This window comes from Catenovulum maritimum (assembly GCF_001050375.1).
Taxonomy (GTDB): Bacteria; Pseudomonadota; Gammaproteobacteria; order Enterobacterales; family Alteromonadaceae; genus Catenovulum; species Catenovulum maritimum.
Map to the genome: position 1 here is coordinate 99,855 of NZ_KQ130490.1, position 15,190 is coordinate 115,044.

13 protein-coding genes are annotated in these 15,190 nt (G+C 37.6%); 7 read left to right on the top strand and 6 right to left on the bottom strand.

What is annotated here, in order from left to right; genetic code table 11:
* Window positions 1–182 precede the first annotated feature (182 nt).
* The 5 genes from XM47_RS10525 to lysS all read left to right on the top strand — a co-directional run bounded on the left by XM47_RS10525 (window position 183) and on the right by lysS (window position 5,414).
* Complete coding sequence (locus tag XM47_RS10525; protein ID WP_048692319.1) at window positions 183–797, top strand: class I SAM-dependent methyltransferase; 615 nt, start codon at window positions 183–185, stop codon at window positions 795–797.
* 359 nt (window positions 798–1,156) lie between these two features.
* Complete coding sequence (locus tag XM47_RS10530) at window positions 1,157–1,570, top strand: GFA family protein (protein WP_048692320.1); 414 nt, start codon at window positions 1,157–1,159, stop codon at window positions 1,568–1,570.
* Between the two features lie 133 nt (window positions 1,571–1,703).
* Window positions 1,704–2,135 carry a hypothetical protein gene (locus XM47_RS10535; RefSeq protein ID WP_048692321.1) on the top strand — a complete coding sequence of 144 codons (432 nt, stop codon included), beginning with the start codon at window positions 1,704–1,706 and terminating at the stop codon, window positions 2,133–2,135.
* Window positions 2,136–2,714: 579 nt separating this feature from the next.
* A protein-coding gene (gene prfB / locus XM47_RS10540; RefSeq protein ID WP_172656522.1) for a peptide chain release factor 2 occupies window positions 2,715–3,813 on the top strand; the annotation gives its coding sequence in 2 pieces (ribosomal slippage) (window positions 2,715–2,789 and window positions 2,791–3,813; 1,098 coding nt in all).
* Window positions 3,814–3,866: 53 nt separating this feature from the next.
* On the top strand, window positions 3,867–5,414 hold the full coding sequence (lysS, locus tag XM47_RS10545; RefSeq protein ID WP_048692322.1) for a lysine--tRNA ligase: 1,548 nt from the start codon (window positions 3,867–3,869) through the stop codon (window positions 5,412–5,414).
* Window positions 5,415–5,467: 53 nt separating this feature from the next.
* On the opposite strand, the gene XM47_RS10550 is transcribed toward lysS, so the two are convergent.
* The gene (locus XM47_RS10550) at window positions 5,468–7,414 is read right to left on the bottom strand and encodes a DNA topoisomerase III (RefSeq protein WP_048692323.1); all 1,947 of its coding nucleotides are present in this window, start codon (window positions 7,412–7,414) and stop codon (window positions 5,468–5,470) included.
* Window positions 7,415–7,575: 161 nt separating this feature from the next.
* Here XM47_RS10550 and XM47_RS10555 point away from each other — a divergent pair, with 161 nt between their 5' ends.
* Complete coding sequence (locus XM47_RS10555; RefSeq protein WP_048692324.1) at window positions 7,576–8,631, top strand: transglutaminase-like domain-containing protein; 1,056 nt, start codon at window positions 7,576–7,578, stop codon at window positions 8,629–8,631.
* Between the two features lie 256 nt (window positions 8,632–8,887).
* On the opposite strand, the gene recN is transcribed toward XM47_RS10555, so the two are convergent.
* The 3 genes from recN to XM47_RS10570 form a co-directional block, all read right to left on the bottom strand.
* Entirely contained in the window at window positions 8,888–10,552 is a 1,665-nt protein-coding gene (gene recN, locus XM47_RS10560; protein ID WP_048692325.1) for a DNA repair protein RecN, read from the bottom strand.
* Between the two features lie 127 nt (window positions 10,553–10,679).
* Window positions 10,680–11,399 (bottom strand): DUF1456 family protein, encoded by a 720-nt coding sequence (locus tag XM47_RS18855; RefSeq protein ID WP_077066536.1) that lies wholly within the window; start codon window positions 11,397–11,399, stop codon window positions 10,680–10,682.
* A 9-nt stretch (window positions 11,400–11,408) separates the two neighbouring features.
* Entirely contained in the window at window positions 11,409–12,650 is a 1,242-nt protein-coding gene (locus XM47_RS10570) for a DEAD/DEAH box helicase (RefSeq protein WP_048692326.1), read from the bottom strand.
* Window positions 12,651–12,673: 23 nt separating this feature from the next.
* Between XM47_RS10570 and XM47_RS19125 the strand changes: the two genes are divergently transcribed.
* Window positions 12,674–12,838, top strand: a complete 165-nt coding sequence (locus XM47_RS19125; protein WP_154665751.1) for a hypothetical protein — start codon at window positions 12,674–12,676, stop codon at window positions 12,836–12,838.
* Window positions 12,839–12,841: 3 nt separating this feature from the next.
* On the opposite strand, the gene dsbB is transcribed toward XM47_RS19125, so the two are convergent.
* Window positions 12,842–13,369 (bottom strand): disulfide bond formation protein DsbB, encoded by a 528-nt coding sequence (gene dsbB / locus XM47_RS10575; RefSeq protein ID WP_048692327.1) that lies wholly within the window; start codon window positions 13,367–13,369, stop codon window positions 12,842–12,844.
* A gap of 71 nt (window positions 13,370–13,440) precedes the next feature.
* Window positions 13,441–15,030: a sodium/proton antiporter NhaB gene (gene nhaB / locus XM47_RS10580; protein ID WP_048692328.1), complete on the bottom strand. Its 1,590-nt coding sequence runs from the start codon at window positions 15,028–15,030 to the stop codon at window positions 13,441–13,443.
* Window positions 15,031–15,190: the final 160 nt, after the last annotated feature.

A 15,190-nucleotide genomic window follows, 5' to 3' on the forward strand; every position in this document is an offset into this window, starting at 1 on the left:
ATATTCAATGGCGTTAAATTGTAGTGCATAATAACAGGTCTAAAAAGCAAATTCCTATAGCATCAAGCAAGCCAAATGAATAAGTTCGGGTGTTCCAGCGACTCAGCCCAACAATTGATTCGACATAAACAACATGTCGCATAAATACTAATAAGTTAGCTGTAAAGGAGTTTGGCCACCTAATGGAGCAATGTGTAATTGATGGTTATATTGAGGACTCAAGCTTCTTAATTCAATCATTTGAGGCAATATCATCACCTGATTTGCTTTCACATGTTTTAGATTTCATACCCAATTCTAATTGTCGTGTAATTGAAATAGGCGCTGGGACTGGTCGTGATGCTGCTTGGCTTGCCTCAAAAGGTCTAAATGTATCGGCTGTTGAGCCTGTATCTGAGTTTCGGGAAGCCGGGAAATCACTTCATCCATCCCCATTTATAGAATGGATCAATGATTCTTTACCGTCACTATCTCAAGTTATTCAGCAAAAAAATTATTATCAATTAGCGCTTTTAATTTCTGTTTGGCAACATGTCCCAAAAGATGACAAAATTTCTTCTTTAACTAATTTACATTGTATTCTTCATACAAAGGGAAAATTAATAATCTCAGTAAGAAATGGTTTAGGTGCTATAAATAGAAAATGTTATCCCACAAGCGCTGAAGAAACTATATCTATAGCGCAACAATGTGGTTTTAAACTAATCTTTAGCACAGATGCTTTGTCTGCTCAAAAAAGTAATAAGAAATCGAATGTAACGTGGTCATGGCTGGTCTTTGAAAAGCGTAATTTATAGCTAACACATATGAGCCATCCAGAGGTCAATAGGTAATAGCATTCTTCTCGGCAACTTTTCGGTTGTTGAATCCAAGTTAATCAGCCAAATAATCTAATTGGTATGTCATTTCAGTTGTCAGGCCGTAATTGCTGGCAGTGTAAACGATTTTTCTGATTCAATTTAAATGCATGCCAACTAAATGTCTAATCAAGGCAAGTGACTAGCGGGTGATGAAACATGAACCTTGTTTAATCTGGTTGGTCAGTTATGAATTAACGGTTTCTAGCCATAGCTGTCATATTTAATTTTACATTTGATTTTGTTCAATATAATTTGAACTAATATTAAGTTTCACACAGCAAAAGGTTGGAGGATGTATGCAAGGTAAAGGAAAGTGTTTATGTGGCTTGGTTGAGCTAGAAGTAGAGTACGCCAGTAACGAAGTGGCAGCTTGTCATTGTAGCATGTGTCGAAATTGGTCTGGCGGCCCAATGTTAGCCATTGATTGTGCTGATGCAGTTAAAATATCAGGTGAATCAAATGTTGTTAGGTATCAATCATCAGAATGGGCGCAAAGAGGTTTCTGCGGTAAATGCGGTACACACTTATTTTATTTTTTAGTACCAAACAATCAGTATCATCTTCCTGTTGGGTTACTGACGTCAGGTGGTGATTACAAGTTAACGCATCAAATTTTCATTGATGAAAAGCCAGAATATTACGAGTTTAAAAATGAAACACACAATATGACTGGTGCGGAAGTTTTTGCTCATTTTGAAAGTGGTGAGTAACAACTAATCCAATGAGCCATTCAGGTTTAAATCGGGAATAGTGATCTTCGGCAGGTTTTTGTATGCCTGCCACACTAACGTTTTAATTCTCACATTACACCCTCGGCGCAAGGATAAATTATGGATAATTGGTATGAAACTAAAAACACTTAGCAAAAAGCAAATTCGTAACTTACAAATTTACGGATTAATTTTATGTGGCTATGTATTGTGGTGTTTTGTTACCGACCGTAGCTTAGAGTTTGTCTTCATTATTATCGCGATAGTGCAATTGTTAGTTAGCTTTTATTTTGAGGAAGATCAAAGGCTTAATTCACAGCTGCCAATCGTTCAAAATCCGACGGATTATTTGCGATTCTCAAACGATGAAATTGTGTTTAATAACCACAGGTTTATGCAAAATAATATTAGGAAAGTTGCAATTGAACCCGTTGGAGATGTGGTTTATTTCTCTTTACCTTTTAATCCTATTGCGCCAGGTGTGATTGCAGGATTTAGATTTCCAGTTCAATTAAAAGATAATTTTGAATCTTATATATTGAGCCATTTACCTAGGGTGTGTTGATCTTTTGAGTACAATTTTGCAGCAGTTTGTTTGAGATTTAGGCAAAGCATAGCGATTGAAATGTAGTGAGCTACTTGAATGAGCTATAATGCAGTATAAATCTCAAACAAACGTTGTCCTTCGGATTCGTCTTAAACACTTTTAGCTCTTTGTTACTCGATATTTACATAGAAAAACTATGCTGTATATCTCGCGTCGCGAGCAAAAAGCGTTTAATTAGAACAAAATATGTACAGCAAACGTCAACACACCCTAGCATCAAAATTATTAGTTAGCCAATGTGGCCTTAGTTGAGCTTTAGCGGGCCCAATAATTTCAATTCATCAAAATTATCCTCAATTAATAGAGTTTTAAGCTGTTGTAAATTAATGTTTTTAGGTGTGGCTGCCATACAAAATCTTAGCAATATCTTCTAGTCCACTTTAAGCCTTTAAATTAAGCTTTATTGGCTTGCTAGCCATTTGGCTCATTTTTATCAGCGAGAGAACTATTTTCTTGCAATTTTTTTCGGTATGGCTATTCAATTTCCTGCTTTTTCGGTACAATTTGCGGCCTTAATTTTTAGCTCTGAGACCTTGGATGTTTGAAATAAATCCGATTCAATTAAAAATAAAAGATATTTCTGAACGAACTGAATCGCTTCGGGGGTATCTTTGACTTTGCTCACAAAGCAGAGTTATTAGAAGAAGTTACCCGCGAACTAGAAGATCCTGAAGTTTGGAATAATCCAGAAAAAGCTCAGGCACTAGGTAAAGACAGGGCTGCATTAGAAGCTGTAGTGAAAACCATACTCGATTTAGACCAAGGTCTAGAAGATGTAACTGGTTTATTAGAGCTCGCAGTGGAAGCTGAAGACGAAGAAACGTTAAACGAAACAATAGAAGAAATTGCTGGGCTAGAAGAAAAGCTCGCCAAGCTTGAGTTTCGTCGTATGTTTAGCGGTCAGCAAGATGAATCTGACTGTTATGTCGATTTGCAATCTGGATCGGGCGGCACTGAAGCTCAAGACTGGTGCAACATGCTTTTACGTATGTATTTACGCTGGGCAGAAGCACACGATTTTAAAGCTGAGTTAATCGAGGTTTCAGATGGTGATGTAGCAGGAATAAAATCGGCTACTATCAAGGTTTCTGGTGAGTATGCCTTTGGTTGGTTAAGAACCGAAACGGGTGTACATCGACTAGTCCGTAAATCTCCGTTTGATTCGGGGAATAGACGCCATACTTCTTTTGCATCTGCGTTTGTTTATCCTGAAGTTGATGACAATATTGATATTGAGATTAATCCTGCAGATTTACGTATAGATACTTATCGTGCTTCTGGTGCGGGTGGTCAGCACGTTAATAGAACGGACTCTGCGGTTCGTATTACGCATTTACCGACCAATACAGTTGTTCAGTGTCAAAATGATCGTTCTCAACACAGAAACAAAGATCAGGCAATGAATCAGTTAAAAGCTAAGTTGTATGAGCTAGAGCTACAAAAACAGAATTCAGAAAAACAGCAATTAGAAGATGGTAAATCTGATATTGGCTGGGGGAGTCAGATCCGTTCTTATGTATTGGACGATTCTCGAATAAAAGATTTAAGAACTTCGGTTGAAAACCGAAATACTCAAGCCGTTTTAGATGGCGATTTAGACCCATTTTTACAAGCCGCTTTAAAAGCTGGGCTTTAATAATTTATTAGCTTAAAACTATATTAGTTTTAGTTTAGAGACAGGAAAATATAATGTCTGATCAGAACCAAGTCGCTCAAGATGAGAATAAACTAATCGCTGAGCGTCGTGCAAAACTTGCTAACATTCGTGAAAACTGTGCATCGAATGGTCACCCTAATGATTTTAGACGTGAGCATTTCGCTGATGATTTACAAGCAGAACACGGTGAAAAGGATAAAGAAACGCTAGTTGCTGAAAACAATCTAGTTTCAGTTGCGGGTCGTATATTAGCAAAACGTGGTCCTTTCTTGTTATTACAAGATATGTCAGGCCGCATTCAAGCTTATGCTGATAAGCAAGTTCAAAAAGACTTGAAAGAAAAATATGGCCAACTTGATATTGGCGATATTATTGGCGTTTCAGGTGCGGTAAGTAAATCAGGTAAAGGTGATTTATATGTTCACATGAGTGAATATAAATTATTGACTAAATCTCTTCGTCCATTGCCTGAAAAATTCCATGGTTTAGCGGATCAGGAAACTAAGTACCGCCAACGTTATGTTGATTTGATGACAAATGAACAAACTCGTGATGTATTCCAAATTCGATTTAAAGTGATTGACGGTATTCGTCGTTATTTAACCGATCGTCGTTTCATGGAAGTTGAAACGCCAATGTTGCATGTGATCCCAGGTGGCGCGACAGCTCGTCCATTTGTTACGCATCACAATGCGCTTGATATCGATATGTTTTTAAGAATCGCTCCTGAGCTTTACTTGAAGCGTCTTGTTGTTGGTGGTTTTGAACGCGTTTTCGAAATTAATCGAAACTTCAGAAATGAAGGCTTAAGCACACGCCATAACCCAGAATTCACTATGATTGAATTTTACCAAGCGTATGCCGATTACATTGATTTAATGAACTTAACAGAAGATATGCTACGCACAGTTTCACAAGAAGTATTAGGTACAACTAAAGTAACTAACTCTAAACGTGATGAAAATGGCGAAGTAGTTGAAACAGTTGAGTATGATTTTGGTCAACCATTTGTTCGTTTAACTATGGTTGAGTCAATTTTAAAATATGCACCTGAATTAGATGCCGATATTATCAGTGACCCAGAAAATAACCTTGAAGGCTTAAAAGCGATTGCTAAGCAATTAGGGATTAAAGAGCCTGAAAAAGACGGTATTTGGGGCGCAGGTAAATATTTATGTGAAATATTTGAAGAAGTTGCAGAGCATAAATTAGATCAACCTACATTTATCACTGAATATCCGTGGGAAGTTTCACCACTAGCACGTCGTAGTGATTCAAACGCTTTCGTGACAGACAGATTTGAATTTTTTGTCGGTGGCCGTGAATTAGCAAATGGCTTCTCAGAATTAAATGATGCAGCGGATCAAGCTGAGCGTTTTAGCAAGCAAGTTGCTGAAAAAGATGCTGGTGATGATGAAGCTATGCATTACGACGAAGATTATATTACTGCACTTGAGTATGGTTTACCGCCAACAGCAGGTCAGGGTATCGGGATTGATCGTTTAGTTATGTTATTTGCTGATTGCCCAACTATTAAAGACGTTATTTTATTCCCACATATGCGTCCATTAGCTGAGTAGGTTTTGGTTTACATCCTAAACTCAGTTCAGTAATGAAAACAAAATCAGCGGCTTTAAGCCGCTGTTTTTGTTTTTGCTCTCGCTTTTTTATATTTTCTTTTAAAGTTTGGCTTTTTTCCTTCGCCTTTTAATGCGGTAAATGCACTTGGAATAATTTGATGTTCAATTTGTTTTACTTGCTGTTCTAAATCAGACATAAAGTCTTGGTATTTAAACTGTTTTTGAGCGATTAAACCGAGCCTTGATTCCCAAATAGCTGTCATATCCGGTGTAGTTGCTAACTCTGGCAGGCTAGCAATGAGCTTTTTGCCAATCAAACTCGCTTTAATCTGTTTACCTTCTCTGATTAAATATTGGCGTTTAAATAAGAGCTCTATAATCCCAGCTCGTGTTGCTTCTGTCCCTATGCCGTCAGTTTCTTTTAAGATTTTATGCAATGATTTATCTGCGACATAACGGCTAATACTTGTCATAGCGGATAGTAAACTTGCATCTGTGAAATAGGCGGGTGGAGTTGTTGCTTTGTCGATAATTTCTGCGTTATTACAGTGGACTGGGTCATTGACTGATAAGTTTGGTAGTGTTTGCTCTTGTCCGTCTTTTTGATCCTCTTTTTGACCGTCTGCTTGAGGCTTAGCTGCAGGAAATAATATCTTCCAGCCTTGTTTGTTTGCTTGTTTTGATTTAGCTCTAAAACAGCCGCCTGCAATATTTAACTCGATTAATTTTTCTTGGTATTCGTACGCAGGAAAAAACTGAGCTAGGTATTGTCTCGCAATTTGTTGGTATATATTTAACTCGGGCTGCGTCATTTGAGCCGGCTTCTTACTGTTCATAGTCGGGATAATTGCATGGTGCGCATCCACTTTACTATCGTTCCATGCTTTAGATTTTAGCTGAGTGTTTGCGTCCGCTACAAAAGGTTTTAAGCTTTCTGAAACGCTAGCAACCGCATTTAATACTTGTCCCGCTTGTGAAATCTGTTCTTTAGGTAGATATCTAGAATCAGATCTTGGATAAGTAATCAGTTTATATTTCTCATACAAGGTTTGGCAATAATCCAAAACTTGTTTGGCGTTATAGCCAAACCGTTTGGCGCAATCAATCTGTAAGCTAGATAAATTGTAGGGTAGTGGTGGCGCTTGTTTTTTGTTTTTGTTATCAGATTTTGTGACAACACCATCTTGGCCACAGATTCGGGAAACAACATTTTCAGCTAGTTTTCGCACAATAACTCGATTTTCACTATCTTGATATGGGGCACAGTTTTCACTTGGGAGCCATTTCGCTTTAAAGCTTTGGTTATCTTTGGTAATCACATTGGCAAAAACTTCGTAAAAAGGCTTACTGACAAAGTTTTCTATTTCTTCGTCTCTTCTGACAACTAAGCCTAATAGCGGTGTTTGTACACGCCCAACCGATAACACGCCTTGATACCCAGACTTGCCACCATGTATTGTGCATAAACGAGTCATATTAATGCCATATAGCCAGTCAGCGCGAGAGCGAGCTAATGCAGAAGTTGAAAGCGGCACGAATTCAGTATTTGGTCTTAAACTTGATAGTGCTTTTTTTACCGCCGGTAAATTTAAGTCGTTGATAAGGCATCTTTGTGCATTATTGATTTTACTTTTAGCGACTTTTAAATGCGAAAGTACCTCATCAACCAGCAACTGTCCTTCGCGGTCAGGATCGCCAGCATGAACGATTTGACTTGCTTTTTTGACTAAATTTTTAACCACAGTAAGTTGTTTGCTGGTTTCTTTTTTGGTCACTAACTGCCATGTTTCAGGCACGATTGGAAAGTGCTCTAACTTCCATTGCTTAAAAGCCGGATCATAATTTTCTGGAGGTGCTTGCTCCAATAAATGACCAATACACCAAGTGACTATGTCGCCATTTGCCGCTTCTATATAACCAGATTGCTTTTTGTGAGGCTTAGGTAAAGCATCGGCAATTGCACGTCCCAAGCTAGGTTTTTCTGCGATATATAACTTCATTAGCAAAAGTATTTAAACTAAAAAAATGAGTATAGCCAAATTAAAGCTGTCTGTATATACAGTTGTTTGTTCAAGGGATTGATGAATTTCTTCTAGAAGAGGAAGTAGGCTGTTTTTTGAACTATAGTTTATGGGTTACCGGCAACGTGGAAGGTATCAATATGCGATATTCAAATTTTGGCATTCTATTTTTTAGTTTCATCCTATCTGCTTGTGTCAGCTTGCCTGAATACTTAACTGTCGATGTCGAAAAACCTAAGTTAACAGAAACTTTGATGGTTGAAGAAATCGCGGAGCAAGAGTCAAAAACCGATTTCTTGAGAATTAGCCCTGAGATGAAATCCTTCATTGCTTCTCTCAATTTAAAACGTCTAAGTGATACTGAAAAAATAAATAAAATTTATGACAGCTTGTTTAATGATCATGGCTATAAAATTGATTATCAAATGTTTGGTACTTTATCCGCTGCTGAAGCGTTTAAGCAAAAGCGTGGAAATTGTTTAGCTTTAACCGCTATGATGGTAGTTTTGGGTAGAGAAGCAGGATTAAAAGCTAAATTTCAAATAGCGAATACACGACCGGTATGGCATTCGGAAAATGGCATTTTCACTAAGATGAACCATGTTAATACGGTTATGTATCGTGGTAAAACCATGTCAGTTGTTGTTGATTTTTATGATAAATTTTACTACCAAAAAAACCAAGGAAAGGTGATTTCTGATGATCAGGCTATCGCCTTGTACTATAACAACCTTGGCTCTGAAGCCTTTCTTCGACGCGATATTGAAACAGCATATTACTGGTATTATAAGTCGGTCAATATGGATAGTGAGACGGCTTATTTATGGACAAACCTCGGCGTTGCTTTAACAAATGCAGAGCACTTTGAATTAGCCGAGCAAGCTTATTTATATGCTTTAAAGTTAGATCGCAGAGAATATGGTGTTTTACTTAATTTGCGCAGCTTGTATTCAACAACCCAAAGACCAGAACATGCAGCTGAACTAACTGAGTTAATTGATACTTTCTTTGGTGATAATGCACATTATATGAAGTCTCTTGCCGAAAGGGCATTAATGGAGGGTGATTTAGAGTTGGCAATTAAATACATTAACAAGGCGAATAAGGCTGAGCCAAACTTGATTGATCCTAGCAGTATATATGTACAAAAGGGCGATAATTTACTTCACTATAATTTAGCCCAACATAAGTTTTAAACTCCAGTCGGCTTTAAGCAAATAGTAATTTAAAAGCGAAGGGTGTTTGTCTTAGCTAGCTATAGGTTTATTGTTAATACGGTTTATTGAGTAACACAGTCTATTGATAAGTAATTACTCAGTTTAGCGAATTTAAATTTATTCACTAAACTGAGCTCATTCGCATATTCTGCTACTACAGATAGTAAAACTGATGGGTATTAGCCAACACCATCCCGAATTGATCACAATGCAATAAATATTGGTATTAGCCAAATTAGCAAACGAGCAATTCTCGTGCATTCTCTATTGTGTTGGAAGTGATAACATCGCCACCGAGTAACCTAGCTAATTCTTGAATCCTTTGTTCCTGATTTAACTTAACCATAGTCGTTTGTGTACTGGTTTTGGTATTTTGTTTAACGACTTGCATTTGATTATGGCCGCAAGCTGCAACTTGAGGTAAGTGGGTAACACACATAACCTGAGTTGACTCTCCGATTTTGCGTAGCATTTGGCCGACAATGGCTGCTGTTCCACCACTAATCCCGACATCTACTTCATCAAAAATTAAAGTTGGCGTGGCTATTTTGGATGCGGTTAGTACTTGAATTGCTAAGCTAATTCTCGATAGTTCACCACCTGAAGCAACTTTATTTAAAGCTTGTAGTGGTTGACCAGGATTAGCACAAATTAAGAATTCAATTTCATCACAGCCATGTTTGCTCATTTTGTTTGAGGCATTAATTTGAACTTCAAATTTACCTTGAGCCATGTTGAGGGTTTGAATGCTTTTTGAAATTTTCTTCGAAATATCTTTCGCTGATTTCGCACGACTTTCAGATAGTTTTTTTGCCGCATCCCAATATAGGTTTTTGGCTTGTTCTACTTCGTGCTGAAGGTGTTCGTTTTTCTCATCAGACTGTTTAATAATTTTTAATTCTTCAGCTAATCTTTGATGCTCTAAATGGAGTTCACTTGCTGATACTTGATGTTTACGCGACAGCGTCATCGCAAGTGACATTCGGTCGTCAATTTCATTTAATCTTTCTGGGTTTAATTCTATAGACTCTAAATAATCTCTTAACTCGTATCCCGCTTCATCTATTTGAATACTTGCTTCATTTAATATTTGGCTAACATTTGCTAAATTGGCGTCGTAGCGGATTAGCTCATTTAATTTATTAACTAATATTTGAAGTAGGCTGCTGACGTTTTGCTCGTCATTTTCACACAGTAGGTTATAGCAAAATTGGCTGTCTGAAACTAAAGTACTGGCATTAGATAAACGTTTATATTCTTCTTCAATTTGTTCGAACTCACCCGCTTGTAAATTAAATTCATCTAATTCTGATACTTGATATTCTAGTAATTGTAAGCGAGCATCGCGATTTGATTTTTCTTGCTCTAACTGTTTTAGCTCTTGTGTTAGTTTGTGCCAGCCTTGATAAGCCATAGTCACTTGTGAAATCAGGTGTTTATGCGATGCGTATTGATCTAATAAGTCTAATTGATAGTCTGGTTTTAAAAGTAGTTGGTGAGCATGTTGACCATGTATATTGACTAAATGGCTCGAAAAAGATTTAAGTAATTGAGCTGGGACAGGTGCACCATTGATATATGCGCGCGAACGTCCTTCAGATGAGATAACTCGGCGGATAATGTAATCTTGCTGATCGGCTTCGTACATATCTTGTTCTATCAGCCAGTTAATTGCAGTTTGGTTATCTTTTACATTAAATGTTGCGCATACTTCAGTTTTGTCGGCACCGTTTCTAACCATACCAGCTTCTGCTCTTGCACCTAAACATAAGCCTAAAGCGTCAATTGAAATTGATTTACCCGCACCCGTTTCGCCGGTAATCGTCGTCATGCCTGAATCAATATCTATATCTAAATTATCAACAATCGCAAAATCTTTAACGTATAAATTAGTTAACATAGAAAACCTATCTCAAAGTACTGTATGTGTATGCAGTTATTAAAGCGCAAAAACACTGTATGGTCAAACAGTGTTTTTGGTTTTTTTTAAATTTTTCTGAGATAGATTGAGGAGAGAGATTCTGAGTTTACTTTTCAATATCAGACCAGTTGAAGCTGGCTTTGGAGATCTTCTTTTTCGCCGTTGGCTTTGTTTTACTCGCTGGCTTGTTCTCTACCTTACCTACTTTGACATTATTGGCATATTCACCGTAAGTAATACCCTCAGCTTTAGGGTTTCTCTTCGGCTTATCGAATGATTTTTTAGCTTTATACTTATCATTCTTAGCTTTATTTATGGCTGATTTTTTTATGTTTGCATATGGACTATCGCCAGCAGACTTTTGATTGTCTTTGTACTTGAGTTGCATACCCATAAGGAAGCGTCTGAGTACTTGGTCTTGGCATTCTCTGTAATGCTGATGACTAACCCTTCTAAAGAAAGCGCTTAGTTCGTGTTTGCTAATAAAGAATTCTGTTAGCTCTAAAATTTCAATAATATCTTCAGCTTTTAAATTTAATGCAATTTTTAGTTTCATAAAGATAATATTATTGTTTAGGTGGTCTTCTACAACAGCTAGTGTTCCATCTTCTTTTTGTCCACGTTTATCATTTATAAAACCATTTAAAAAGCTAGAGAATTCTCTGTCACTACAACGCACGTAGTCTGGGTCATCATCTTTTTTCAACCATTGAGTGATAAGTTCAGGCTTGCTGTGTTTACCTGCACTTGCAATTAATTCACTCATCTTGTGTTCTGTGTAATCAAAGGTATAGCGAATTCGTCGCAATATATCGTTGTTAGTCATTTCATTTTCCTATTTATTACGAGCTTTGAATTTAGTCGTAGGTTTAATACGTTTTTTAGCTCGACGTTTTTCGGAACTTCGGCTATTGCGACGATTTGTGTTAGTGGGTTTGGTTAAGTCAGGTTCATAACCTGGTAACCATTGTTGTGGTAATCGAGTATCTAGTATAAGTTCTATTTCTTCGAGCAAATGGTTTTCGCCTTCACTCATTAATGAGATAGCGATACCTGAATTGCCTGCTCGACCCGTTCGACCAATCCTATGAATATAATCTTCTGGTACGTGCGGCAGCTCGTAGTTAATAACATATTTTAATTCAGGTATATCTAAACCTCTTGCGGCAACATCGGTTGCCACTAGGGCTCTAGTTGTACCTGCTTTAAATTCTGCTAGGGCATTTTCTCTTCTAGCCTGTGTTTTATCACTGTGGATAGCGAGCGTTTTGATGCCGTCTTTATTCATTTCGCTTGCTAATGCATCTGCGGCTTGTTTGGTGCGGCTAAAAATTAATACTTGTTGCCAATTTTTAGCGCCGATTAGATGCGAAATCAGCTCTCTTTTTCGATCTTGGTCGACATTGTAGATGATTTGTTCGACTGTTTCTGCTGCAGTATTTAGACTATCGATTTCAATTTTTTTAGGCTTGTTGAGTAAGGTTTTACTCAATTTGAAAATAGCATCGTCAAATGTTGCTGAAAACAGCATGGTTTGCCTGTTGTTTGGTACTTTAGCTAATATTCGATTGATATCTTCGGCGAACCCCATATCTAGCATTCGGTCCGCTTCATCAAAGACTAGATGTTTTAATTCGGACAAATTAACCACTTTCTTGAAGATTAAATCCAGTAACCTACCTGGAGTGGCGATTAGTATGTCGCAGCCTTGCTTAATTCTTTCAATTTGTGGATTTAAACTGACACCGCCATACGCAATATCAACTCTTAAATTAGTGCTTTCTGAGTATTGTTTAAAGTTTTCAAATACTTGTTGTGCTAGTTCACGAGTTGGCGTTAATACTAAGGCGCTCGGCGATGATTGATGCTCCGCCACATTTGCGAGTGTCAAAATTTGGATTATCGGTAGTGCAAATGCTGCGGTTTTTCCCGTGCCTGTTTGTGCTCGCGCCATAATATCTTTTTGTGATAACACGACAGGTATTGCTTGAGCTTGGATTGGGGTAGGCGTTTCATAACCTAATTGATTAACGATTTGAATTAAGGACTTTTGTAGGCCTAATTTAGAAAAACTCATGAATACTCTAGTTGCAGTTTGAAATGTCTAAGTTGATAAGTTTTGGCAAGCAGTCAGTGCTAAAACTTTATTGGTGTATTTTAGCACTTTTTAATCATAATGCAGAGAAAGTTATCGAGCCTGATATGGTTTATGTGCAAACTTCATTGATTCTATTTGCTTTTCGATGGAAGACGCCTAATGACTAAGCGTTAAATTTGCTTGAATCGAATTAAGTGATAAGCCGGGACCGCAACAAAGGTCACTAAATAGAGTGCAAATATGACTTGCATCCACATTGGCATGCTTAAGCCGAATAGTTCCCACTCAATGGCTGCACAGTCGCCTCTAGGTTCAAATAAATTAGGTAGCCAAACATCAGGTGCAAACCATTCTGGAAATCTAGGGTAGAGTTCGCAGGATGCTGCAAATGGATCTGGATTGGTTTGTAAGTTGACATGTTCAGCTGCAATTTTATAACCCCAACTGGCAAAAAATATGGCTGAACAATAGCTGATTAATCTAGTCAGCATTAATTTTGGTGCTATCAAGGCAGGCAGACAACTTAAAAGTAATGCCCACAGAGCGAGCCTTTGATAGATGCATTTAATGCAAGGTTCGTAACCTAAACCATATTGAAAAACGAGCGCTGCAATCTCTAGAAAAAATATGCTGCTAGCAACTAAAAGCCAAGGCAGACGTTGATTAGAAAAGGCTTGATTTAGTATGGTTGTTTGCATTGTTTTTGCTCTAATTGTTTTCGCTATTGTTGTGATAAAAAGAAGGCACATAAATGTGCCTTCTTGATGTTTTAGTGCCCTGAATTAGTTGCTTCGAGTGCACCTGCTGTAGCAGAGTGATGCTCAATTAAATGAACACTGTACATCCATTCAGTCATAGTCGGTAATAATTCCCAAGTCGCAATTAATCCTACTGATGTTAGCACTACAGTATAAGGTAAAGCCATCCATACCATTCTGCCATAAGACAAACGTAGTAGCGGTGCTAATGTACTAGTTAATAGGAATAAGAATGCGGCTTGGCCATTCGGTGTTGCAACACTTGGTAAGTTAGTACCTGTGTTAATAGATACAGATAATAAATCAAATTGGTCACGGGTAATTTGTCCATTTAACCAAGCTTGTTTTACTTCTGTGATGTATACCGAACCAACAAAGACGTTATCACTGACCATTGAAAGTAGACCATTTGCCAAATAGAACATACCCAGCTGATTTTTACCTTCGAAGCTTAATACCCAGTCAATCACTGGAATAAATAATTGTTGGTCAATAATCACTGCAACTATAGTGAAAAATACGCAGAGTAGTGCGGTAAATGGTAAGGCTTCTTCAAATGCTTTACCCAGTGCATGCTCTTCAATAATGCCACAAAATGAAGTTGCAAAAATGATTATGCTTAAACCGATCAAGCCAACAGCTGCTAAATGCATTGCAAGAGCGACAACTAACCAGATTGCAATTACACCTTGAACCCAAAGTTTTGCTATATCTGCTTTGCTTCTGTATTTGTCTTGGTAGGCATTGTAGTCTGTTAAGATATCACGAACGGGTTCTGGTAGTTCTGAACCATAATCAAAAATTTTGAATTTTTCGACCAAAAAGGTCGTCATTAAGCCAAAGAAAAAGACTGGGATAGAAACGGGTGACACACGTAGCGCAAACTCTGCAAAGCCCCAGCCTGATTTTTCCGCTATGATTAAGTTTTGCGGCTCACCAACCATAGTCATAACGCCACCTAGCGCTGTACCTATCGCTGCATGCATGAGTAAGTTACGAAGAAAAGCTCTGAACTTTTCTAAATTTTCTTTAGAAAGTGGCTCAATTTGTTTATCTTCAGAATGGTCGTGGTCAGCTGAAAAATCTTTACCAGATGCGACTTTGTGATAAATAGAGTAAAAACCTACTGCAACACTGATGATAACAGCAATAACGGTTAAAGCATCAAGAAAAGCAGATAAGATAGCGGAAGATATAACGAAGGCAAGCGATAGAGTGACTTTAGACTTCACATTGAGTAAGAGTTTAGTGAAGCAAAATAGTAGCAGGCTTTTCATAAAGTAAATACCGGCAACCATAAAGACCAAGAGTAGAAGTACTTCAAGGTTGGTGCTTATTTCATGCATGACATGATCGGAGGAGGTCATGCCGATAAACACTGCTTCTATTGCAAGTAAACCACCTGGTTGCAATGGATAACACTTTAATGCCATGGCGAGTGTAAAGATAAATTGAATTACTAATGCCCAACCTGCTAAGTAGGGGGCAATGTAAAACAGGATTGGATTAATTACTAAACACGCAATAATAAATTGTTTATACCAGGTAGGCGCATTACCCAGAAAGTTTCTAAATACAGTCGTCGATACAGATTGAGACATTTTTGTTCCTAAATTGCTAAATATTCATAAATTGGTTGATCGTTTTTGAGTGATTAGTATTTTTTTGTAGTTATTAGGTTAATCGCCGGTTACTATTTTTTAAGTTTTAAGGATTATAAAAAAACAGCTCAAATTAAGAGCGATATTATCGCTTTTAATG

What these genes read in the sequence shown, in the direction of transcription:
- XM47_RS10525 (WP_048692319.1), top strand. Translation starts at nt 183, where the DNA reads ATGGAGCAATGTGTAATTGATGGTTATATTGAGGACTCAAGCTTCTTA.
- XM47_RS10530 (WP_048692320.1), top strand. Translation starts at nt 1,157, where the DNA reads ATGCAAGGTAAAGGAAAGTGTTTATGTGGCTTGGTTGAGCTAGAAGTA.
- XM47_RS10535 (WP_048692321.1), top strand. Translation starts at nt 1,704, where the DNA reads ATGAAACTAAAAACACTTAGCAAAAAGCAAATTCGTAACTTACAAATT.
- lysS (WP_048692322.1), top strand. Translation starts at nt 3,867, where the DNA reads ATGTCTGATCAGAACCAAGTCGCTCAAGATGAGAATAAACTAATCGCT.
- XM47_RS10550 (WP_048692323.1), bottom strand. Translation starts at nt 7,414, where the DNA reads ATGAAGTTATATATCGCAGAAAAACCTAGCTTGGGACGTGCAATTGCC.
- XM47_RS10555 (WP_048692324.1), top strand. Translation starts at nt 7,576, where the DNA reads ATGCGATATTCAAATTTTGGCATTCTATTTTTTAGTTTCATCCTATCT.
- recN (WP_048692325.1), bottom strand. Translation starts at nt 10,552, where the DNA reads ATGTTAACTAATTTATACGTTAAAGATTTTGCGATTGTTGATAATTTA.
- XM47_RS18855 (WP_077066536.1), bottom strand. Translation starts at nt 11,399, where the DNA reads ATGACTAACAACGATATATTGCGACGAATTCGCTATACCTTTGATTAC.
- XM47_RS10570 (WP_048692326.1), bottom strand. Translation starts at nt 12,650, where the DNA reads ATGAGTTTTTCTAAATTAGGCCTACAAAAGTCCTTAATTCAAATCGTT.
- XM47_RS19125 (WP_154665751.1), top strand. Translation starts at nt 12,674, where the DNA reads ATGTCTAAGTTGATAAGTTTTGGCAAGCAGTCAGTGCTAAAACTTTAT.
- dsbB (WP_048692327.1), bottom strand. Translation starts at nt 13,369, where the DNA reads ATGCAAACAACCATACTAAATCAAGCCTTTTCTAATCAACGTCTGCCT.
- nhaB (WP_048692328.1), bottom strand. Translation starts at nt 15,030, where the DNA reads ATGTCTCAATCTGTATCGACGACTGTATTTAGAAACTTTCTGGGTAAT.